Source organism: uncultured Meiothermus sp., from assembly GCF_937863175.1.
In the GTDB taxonomy this organism is placed as follows: domain Bacteria; phylum Deinococcota; class Deinococci; order Deinococcales; family Thermaceae; genus Meiothermus.
Map to the genome: position 1 here is coordinate 1 of NZ_CALMCQ010000007.1, position 8,413 is coordinate 8,413.

Sequence of the window (8,413 nt, forward strand, 5' to 3'; positions counted from 1 at the left end):
CTCCACCCCGCACCGCCACCACGCGGTGCAGGTCGGGGTGACCCTCGAGGGCTCCATGCGGGTGGGCCTGGGGTCAGACGCATCGTCCGCCGAACCCTGCGCGGCCTTCGCGGTCGGTTCCGACACGCCCCACCTGGTCTTGAGCGAGGGGAGTCGGATGATGCTGGCCTGGAGCGAGCGAAGCGGGATCGGCACGGCAAACCTCGGCCTGAAAACCTGGGCCTCACCCGACCTCAGCCGTCCCCTACAATCCTTGGTGGCCGCGCTGCCCGCGACCCTGGACTGCCCTGGTGCGCACCGACTGGCGCTCGACCTGCTGCGCCACCTGGCCGCCGAGGAGCCGACACTGCGGCTCGACTCGAGGGTGGAGGCGGTGGCGCAGATCGCCCGAAGTCAGGTGCTGTCCCCCCGGCCCATCGCCGACCTGGCCCGGCAGGTCGGCCTGTCGCCCTCACGGCTGCGGCACCTGTTCCGCCAGCAGATGGGGCTCTCGCTCCAGCGCTACTTGCTGTGGCAGCGGCTGTTTCGCGCCCTCGAGTACGCCTCCGGCCAGACCCTCACCGAGGCCGCCCACGCGGCGGGCTTTGCCGACTCGGCCCACCTGGCTCGGGTCTTCCGCGAAACCTTCGGGTTCAGACCTTCGGAGGTCTTCGGCGGCAGTAGCCGCTCCGTTCAAGTCAATTTGTGTCGCCACCCCTAACCTGTGGGTAGGGAGACACCCATGACCAACAGCTTCAAACCAATTGCACGAACATCCCCGCACCCCCATGCCCGCCGGTTCGACTGGACGGTGGTGCTGCTTTCGGGCTGGATGGTCGGGGGCATCCACCTCGATGCCTGGGCACACCACCGCGTCGCGGAGGCCCTCGAGAGCTTTTTCACCCCCTGGCACGGGGTGCTCTACTCGGGGTTTCTGGCCCTGGCAGCCTACCTGGTCGGGACGGCACTGCTGAACTGGCGTAGAACCGGCACCTGGCGCGGGGCCGTTCCGACGGGCTACGAGTACAGCCTATTGGGCATCGCGCTGTTCTCGGCGGGCGGGGTGGGCGACATGATCTGGCACCTCCTTTTCGGCATCGAGGTGGGCGTCGAGGCGCTCCTCAGTCCCACCCACCTGTTGCTGGCGCTGGGCGGCGGTCTGATGGTGGCGGGGCCGCTACGGGCGGCCTGGGCGCGGGATCAGGGGGCGATGGGCTGGGCGGCGGTGGCGGCGAGCGCCTACCTGCTGGCCCTGCTCTCCTTCTTCACCGCCTTCGTCAACCCGCTCTCGGAGGCCACCGGGTTCTTCCAGGGCGCTCGGCCTGCCGACCCCGGCTTGGCCTCCTTCACCGAGGGGATGGGGGTGACCAGCCTGCTGCTGTACGCGGCGCTGCTGACGGGGGTGGTGCTGTTCGCGGCCCGCCGCTGGCGGCTGCGCGGGGGACAGCTAACGCTGCTGGTGGGCCTCTCCAGCCTGCTCACCTTGGCGGTGCACGACCTGTTCTGGCTGTGGCCGGTGACGCTGCTGGCCGGGCTGCTGGCGGACGGGCTGTACGCGGGGCTTAAGCCGCTGCCGGGCGGGTTTCGCTGGCCGCTCTTCGCGGCCCTGCTTCCCTCGGGCTTCACCGCGCTGTACCTGGCGGCCCTGGCCCTGAACGGCGGCATCTGGTGGAGCGTCCACCTGTGGGCCGGGGCGGTGGTGATGGCGGGCCTGGTGGGCTGGCTGATGGGCTTTGCCTACAGCGAATCCGATTCCCTAGAGCCGCTCGAGCAGCCACTGCGGGGTTAGCCGCAGGAAAAAGCCGTTCATCACCGTGAACTGCCCGGTGGCCATCAGAAACCCGATCACCAACATGGCGGCCCCGGCGAAGCGCTCCAGAAGGGCGGCGTAGCGTTTGACCTGGCGTAAGAACAAGGTGGCCCTATCGGCCAGCAGGGCCACCAGCAGGAAGGGAACTGCCAGACCCGTGATGTAGGCCAATAGGAAGGGGGAGCCTGCGCCGCTGGCGGTGAGGGTCAGGATGCCCCCCAGGATGGGGCCGATGCAGGGAGTCCAGCTCACCCCGATGGCCAGACCCAGCAAGAAAGCTCCCCAGGGTCTGGAGGCATCGCCCTGGTAGCGCAGGTTGAGTCGGTGGGTCAGGCGGACGAAGAAGGCCGGGCGCAGGCCCAACAGGTATAGCCCGAACAGCACCATCGCCACCCCACCGACCTGGCCCAGAATGCGGCGGTTTTCCAGCAACAGGCTGCCCAGGATCGTAAAGGGCAGGCCGAGCAGCAAAAACACCAGCGAGAAGCCCAGCACAAAGAAGACCGCGTTAAACATCGGGCGGCCCCGCTCCCCACCCAGGTAGAGCAGATAAGTGGGCACCAACGGCAGCACGCAGGGCGATAGGAAGGAGAGCAGACCCGCGAAGAGGGCGGCTTCCAGCGAGAGGGTCATGGAGCTAGTCTAGACCGCCGACCCCCGATACTTCCAGCGACATCACCCACCGCACAGCCCCCAAAACCTCTGCAATACGGATGGCTTTCCATCCCAAATGAGGGCACCTGAACAACCCCACAGTCTAAAGCGGGGCCGAAAGAACAGCGTTAATTGCGCCGCCCGGCGCAGACCCTCGCCATAGAAGGACATTCGTCCCGAACAGGCTTTACACAAGCTTTACAATACCCCTGTAGGGTATATTCGGAGGTGGACAATGGGTTGGAATCCATACGGATTTGGTTACGGCATGATGGGCGGCTGGGGCTGGCTGGGGATGCTGCTCGAGCTGGCCGTGCTGGCGCTGCTGGTTTACCTGCTGATCAGGCTCTTTTGGCGTAACTCCCCCGGCGGGGGGCCGGATCGCGCCTCGGACATCCTGCGCGAACGCTTTGCCAGGGGCGAGATTGACCAGGAGACCTTCGAGCGCATGAGGCGCGAGTTGAAGGGGTGAGTGGAGGCGGCTATGAAACGCGGGATGCTGTGGTTGGGAGTCGCAGGTTTGCTGGTGCTGGGAGTGGCCTTTACCCAGGGCAACCGGGGTTATGGGGGCATGATGGGGGCCGACGGGCAAGGCCTGGGCATGATGGGTCAGGGCATGATGGGCGGCGGAATGGGCATGATGGCGGTGTATCCGGCTCAGGCCCAGCCCACCGCAAGAGCGGAGGCCAAGACACGCCTCGAGACCTACGCCAAGCGCTTTGGCCCGGATGCCCGGCTCAAGGACTTCATGGCCTTTAGCCAGAACTACTACGCCCAGGTCGTGGATGCCAAGGGCAGAGGGCTGGGGGAAATCTTGGCGGATCGCTACACGGGCAACGTCTACCTCGAGCCCGGCCCCAACATGATGTGGGGTACGCGGTCGGGGCCGGGGTACGGCGGGACGGGGCGCGGGATGATGGGCGGCCCCGGCCTGGTGGGTAGCCCCAGCGCCTCCGCCGAGCAGTACGACCTTGCCAACGCCCGCCGCCTGGCCGAGCAATTCCTACAGGGCTATCTGCCCGGTGCCAAGGTGCTCGAGGCCCAGAGCTTTCAGGGCTATTTCACCTTCGACTACGGCCGCAGGGGACTCGAGGGGATGCTCTCGGTGAGCGCCTACGGCGGCCAGATCTGGGTACACACCTGGCACGGGGTCTTCCTGGGCGAGTAAGGTCAAAGCCAGGCATCACAGGCCGGGGTGAACCCCCGGCCTTGTTTCGTCACCTCGCACTGCCGGGTCGGGGGGGCTTTACAAGAACTTAATAGCAGTTCGGGACACTAATCGGGATATGAACACCATCAGCCGCAGACAGTTCGTCCAGGGAAGTGCCGCCGGTTTGGCCGGGCTCTACGTCGCCTCGCAGTTGCCCGGCCTCGCCCAGGCCAGCCCCTTCCCCAACCCCAAACCGCTCCCCCTGCGCCGCCCGGAGGCCGGGCTGGTGGAGGCCGAGGTCGCGGCCAGGGTGAGCAACATGACCGTGAACGGCAGGGCGGTGCGGCTGCTGACCTACGGCGGCCTCCCCGGCCCCACCCTGCGCGTCCGCGAGGGCGACACCGTGCGGCTCAACTTCACCAACAACCTGCCCGAGGTCACCAACCTGCACCTGCACGGGCTGCACGTCTCGCCCGGCGTGGACGACCCCCTGGCCGAAGTCCAGCCGGGCGAGAGTCGGCTGTACGAGTTCACCCTGCCCAAAGGCTCGGCGGGCACCTTCTGGTATCACCCGCACATCCACGGCAAGGTGGCCGAGCAGTTGTTCGCGGGCCTGGCCGGGTTCTTAATCGTGGAGGGGCCGCCGGACTCGATGCCCGAGCTGGCCGAGGCCGAGGAGCAACTGCTGGTGCTCAAGGACTGGGCCTTCGCGGGCGGCGGGGTGGCCCCCTTCACCATGATGGACTGGATGAACGGCAAGGAGGGCAACTTGGTCACGGTCAACGCCGCCCAGCGCCCCACCCTCCGCGCCCAAAAAGCCACCCAGCGGCTGCGGGTGGTCAACGCCAGCAACGCCCGCTACTACCGGCTGGCCCTCGAGGGCCACCCGCTGTACCTGATCGGAACCGACGGGGGGTTCGTCGAGAAGCCCGTCGAGCTGACGGAGCTGCTGCTGGCCCCCGGCGAGCGGGCCGACCTGCTGGTGCGGCTGACCCGCGCGGGCAGCTACCGCCTGCAAGCCCTGCCCTACGACCGGGGCGCGATGATGATGCACGGCGGCATGGGGGGCACGGGCGGCATGGGCGGGGCGACCGACAACCAAGGCATGGGCGGCATGGATCACGGGGGCATGAACATGGGGGGGCAGGGCAACCCCAGCGGAGCCGCGACGGGCGATCAGAACGCGGCCGGAATGCAGGGGATGATGGGGATAGGGGCCAGCCGCCTCGAGACCCTCCTGACCGTCGTGGCCCCCGCCAACCCCAGGCCGTTGCCGCTACCCACCGGGTTCGGCGCGATAGAGCGGCTGAACCCGGCCCAGGCCGCCGCCACCCGGCGCATCGAGTTCGGCGAGCGGATGATGCAGGCCGAGTTCTTCTTCAACGGCCGGATGTTCGACGCGGGCCGGGTGGACATCACCGCCAAGCTGGGCACCCTCGAGGTCTGGGAACTGGTCAACAAGACCGACATGGATCACCCCTTCCACCTGCACACCTACCCCTTCCAGGTCTTGAGCCGCAACGGCAAGGCCCCCGCCTACCGGGCCTGGAAGGACGTGGTGAACCTCAAGAAGGACGAGGTGGTGCGGATCGCGGTGCCCGTCCGCGACTTCGCGGGGGTCACCGTCTACCACTGCCACATCGTCGAGCACGAGGATCGGGGCATGATGGGCGTGCTCAAGGTTGAGGGGTCTCAGTCCTGAACGGGCGATACGCAATCCTAAACGAGGATTTGTAACACAGCTCTTGTCCACCCCCCCTGGGGTGGGTTATACTATCGGAGCAAAGCTGGGGCACCAGCCACCGGAGGTATGAGATGCAGACTACAGCAGGCACGGCGATTCTCGAGGTCGCCCTCAAGGACTGCTACAACGGCACCGAGCAGAGCGGGCTCGAGGATTTTCTGAGGGGCCTGCCCGGCGTGGGCGCGGTTCACCTGGATCGCAGCCGGGCGGTGGCGCACCTCAGCTACGACCCGGCGCAGACCGGCCCGGACACCCTGCACCAGGCCATAGAGCGGGCAGGGTACGACTGCGCCGAGCGCAGGCACGACCCGTCCTGCTGCCAGCCGGGCCACCCCAAGGTCGCCAGCAACGACGTGCCGCAAGCCCACGGCCAACACGACCACCACGCCCACGCGGGCCACGCGGCCCAGGCAAGCCACGAGACAGTGAGCGCCCCCGCAGCCGTGGATCATGCCGCGACGGGCCACGGCCAGGTCATGGCCGCGCAGGATCATGCCGCGATGGGCCACGCCTCGGCCAAGACCCCGGCCCCCGCCGAACACCGGGGCGAGGGCCACGACGGGCACGCGGCGACGGGCCACGGCGACGAGCACGCGGGCCACGGCACCCCCGACGACATGCTGCGGCGCTTCGTCATCTCGGCGGTGCTGACCCTGCCGGTGCTGATCTTCTCCCCCATCGGGGCCATCTTCGGCTTCCCGGAGATGCCGCCCTTCGGCATCTCGATGGGGCTGTGGGGCTTCGCGCTGGGCACCCCGGTGGTGCTGTGGGGCGGCTGGCCGTTCATCAGCGCGGCCTGGCGGGCGCTGCGGCGGGGCGAGGTCAACATGATGACCCTGATCGCCCTGGGCATCCTGGTGGCGTACACCTACTCGCTGGCCGCGACCTTTCTCTTCGAGGGGGAGGTCTTCTACGAGGCCGCCGCCATGCTCACCACCCTGAGCCTGCTGGGGCACTGGCTCGAGATGCGCGCCCGCTTCGCCACCGGGCGGGCGGTGGAGGCGCTGCTGCGGCTGGCCCCCGCCACCGCCAGGGTCAAGCGCGGCGGGCAAGAGGTGGAGATCCCGCTGGAGCAGGTCGTGGTGGGGGACGAGCTCATCGTCAAGCCCGGAGACCGCCTGCCGGTGGACGGCACCGTGACCTCGGGCCAGAGCTACGTGGACGAGAGCATGATCAGCGGCGAGCCGATCCCGGTGGCCAAGGAGCCGGGGGCCAGGGTGATCGGCGGAACCGTCAACCAGAACGGAAGCTTCACCTTCCAGGCCACCGCCGTCGGGGCCGACACCGCCCTGTCGCGCATCGTGCAGATGGTCAAGAACGCCCAAGCCTCCAAGGCCCCGGCCCAGCGCCTGGCCGACCAGGCCGGGAAGGTGCTGGTGTACGTGGCGCTGTCGGCAGGCCTGCTGACCTTCCTCTACTGGACGCTGGCCACCAACCAGCCGCTGGTGTTCGCAATCACGGTCGCGGTCTCGACCATCGTGATCGCCTGCCCCGACGCGCTGGCCCTGGCCACCCCGACCGCCATCACCGTGGGGGTGGGGAAGGCCGCCCGAGAGGGGGTGCTGTTCAAGAATGCCACCGCCCTGGAGCTTACGGCGGGCGTTGACACGGTGGTCTTCGACAAGACCGGAACCCTCACCGAGGGCAAGCCCCGCCTGACCGACCTGAGACCCCACGGCGGGTTCAACGAGGCCGATCTGCTGCGGCTGGCCGCCTCGGCAGACCAGCCCTCGCAGCACCCGCTGGCCGAGGCCATCGTCAGAGCAGCGAGGGAGCGGGGGCTGGCCCTGGGCGAGGCGCAGAACTTCGTCTCCGTGCCCGGTCAGGGGATTCGTGCGACCGCCGAGGGGCGGGAGGTTCTGATCGGCAACCGCCGACTGATGGACGCCACCGAGGTGGAAGTCGGGGAGCTGGAGTACGCGGTGACCCAGCTCGCCGCCGACGGCAAGACCGCGATGTTCATCGCCGTGGACGGCCGGGCCGCCGGGGTGGTCGCGGTGGCCGACGCGGTGCGCCAGTCGGCGCTCCAGGCGGTCGCCGACCTGAAGGCGCTGGGCATCGAGCCGATCATGCTCACCGGGGACAACGCCCGCACCGCTCGAGCGGTCGGAGCCCAACTGGGCATCGCCAGGGTCATCGCCGACGTGCTGCCGGAGGACAAGGCCAGCAAGGTCGCCGAGCTGCAAGCCTCGGGCAAGAAGGTGGCGATGGTGGGCGACGGGGTCAACGACGCGCCCGCCCTGGCCAAGGCCGAGGTCGGCATCGCCATCGGGGCGGGCACCGACGTGGCGGTGGAGACCGCCGGGGTGGTGCTGGTCAAGAACAACCCGGCGGACGTGCCCCGCAGCATCCGCCTGGCCAAGGCGGTACGCGGGAAAATCAAGCAGAACCTCTTCTGGGCGGCGATCTACAACATCGTGGCCCTGCCCATCGCCGCCGGGGGGCTTTACTACAGCCTGGGCATCCTGCTCAAGCCGGAGTTCGCCGCCCTGGCGATGAGCGCCTCGACCATCACGGTCACCTTCAATGCCCTGCTGCTCAACCGGGTGCGCTTTACAAAAACTTAACAGGACTTGGATAAAACTTGTACATGGAGGGAAGGAACGTGCGGATACTCTTGAGCATAATCACCGTCCTGGGCTTGGCCTGGGCACAGATGGATCACCGCAACATGCAGATGGGCGGGATGGGGATGAGCGCCATGACCGAGCTGGACAAGCTCTCCGGGCGCAACTACGACATCGCCTACATGTCCATGATGATCGAGCACCACCGGGGCGCGGTGGAGATGGCCCAGGCCGCCCTCAAGGCCTCCAAGGACGGGCGCATCCTCAAGGCCGCCCGCGACATCGTGGCCGTGCAGAACCGCGAGATCGCCCAGCTCACCGGCTGGCTCAGGGCCTGGTACGGGGTGGCCCCCAGTCAGCGCTACATGGCCATGATGCGCTCGGACATGAAGCCCATGATGGACACCGCCATGCAGGGCATGACCCCGATGGCGGGGATGGCCATGCCCATCGACCGTAGCTTCCTCGAGGGGATGATCCCCCACCACCAGGAGGCCGTCGCCATGTCC

Annotated in this window: 9 protein-coding genes; 7 read left to right on the forward strand and 2 right to left on the reverse strand. The window is 68.1% G+C overall.

Annotation, left to right across the window (positions count from 1 at the left end; genetic code table 11):
* Together Q0288_RS00155 and Q0288_RS00160 are read left to right on the forward strand one after the other, a co-directional pair.
* Positions 1 to 700 (forward strand): AraC family transcriptional regulator (locus Q0288_RS00155; RefSeq protein ID WP_299425334.1); only part of this gene is annotated, 700 nt, incomplete at its 5' end.
* A gap of 21 nt (positions 701 to 721) precedes the next feature.
* On the forward strand, positions 722 to 1,768 hold the full coding sequence (locus tag Q0288_RS00160) for a hypothetical protein (RefSeq protein ID WP_299425337.1): 1,047 nt from the start codon (positions 722 to 724) through the stop codon (positions 1,766 to 1,768).
* On the opposite strand, the gene Q0288_RS00165 is transcribed toward Q0288_RS00160, so the two are convergent.
* A complete protein-coding gene (locus Q0288_RS00165) occupies positions 1,736 to 2,422 on the reverse strand; it encodes a cytochrome c biogenesis protein CcdA (protein WP_299425340.1) in 687 nt (228 codons plus the stop codon). The genes Q0288_RS00160 and Q0288_RS00165 overlap by 33 nt on opposite strands.
* A 256-nt stretch (positions 2,423 to 2,678) precedes the next feature.
* Here Q0288_RS00165 and Q0288_RS00170 point away from each other — a divergent pair, with 256 nt between their 5' ends.
* The 3 genes from Q0288_RS00170 to Q0288_RS00180 all read left to right on the forward strand — a co-directional run bounded on the left by Q0288_RS00170 (position 2,679) and on the right by Q0288_RS00180 (position 5,295).
* Positions 2,679 to 2,915 carry an SHOCT domain-containing protein gene (locus Q0288_RS00170; protein ID WP_299425343.1) on the forward strand — a complete coding sequence of 79 codons (237 nt, stop codon included), beginning with the start codon at positions 2,679 to 2,681 and terminating at the stop codon, positions 2,913 to 2,915.
* Positions 2,916 to 2,927: 12 nt separating this feature from the next.
* A complete protein-coding gene (locus Q0288_RS00175; RefSeq protein WP_299425345.1) occupies positions 2,928 to 3,611 on the forward strand; it encodes a peptidase M4 in 684 nt (227 codons plus the stop codon).
* Between the two features lie 118 nt (positions 3,612 to 3,729).
* The gene (locus Q0288_RS00180) at positions 3,730 to 5,295 is read left to right on the forward strand and encodes a multicopper oxidase family protein (RefSeq protein WP_299425348.1); all 1,566 of its coding nucleotides are present in this window, start codon (positions 3,730 to 3,732) and stop codon (positions 5,293 to 5,295) included.
* Positions 5,296 to 5,366: 71 nt separating this feature from the next.
* Here the strand turns inward: Q0288_RS00180 and Q0288_RS00185 are convergent, their stop codons facing one another.
* Positions 5,367 to 5,918 carry a hypothetical protein gene (locus tag Q0288_RS00185; RefSeq protein WP_299425351.1) on the reverse strand — a complete coding sequence of 184 codons (552 nt, stop codon included), beginning with the start codon at positions 5,916 to 5,918 and terminating at the stop codon, positions 5,367 to 5,369.
* Positions 5,919 to 5,954: 36 nt separating this feature from the next.
* Between Q0288_RS00185 and Q0288_RS00190 the strand changes: the two genes are divergently transcribed.
* Entirely contained in the window at positions 5,955 to 7,904 is a 1,950-nt protein-coding gene (locus Q0288_RS00190) for a copper-translocating P-type ATPase (RefSeq protein WP_299425354.1), read from the forward strand.
* Between the two features lie 38 nt (positions 7,905 to 7,942).
* Positions 7,943 to 8,413: DUF305 domain-containing protein (locus Q0288_RS00195; RefSeq protein WP_299425357.1), on the forward strand; the 471-nt coding region annotated here is incomplete at its 3' end.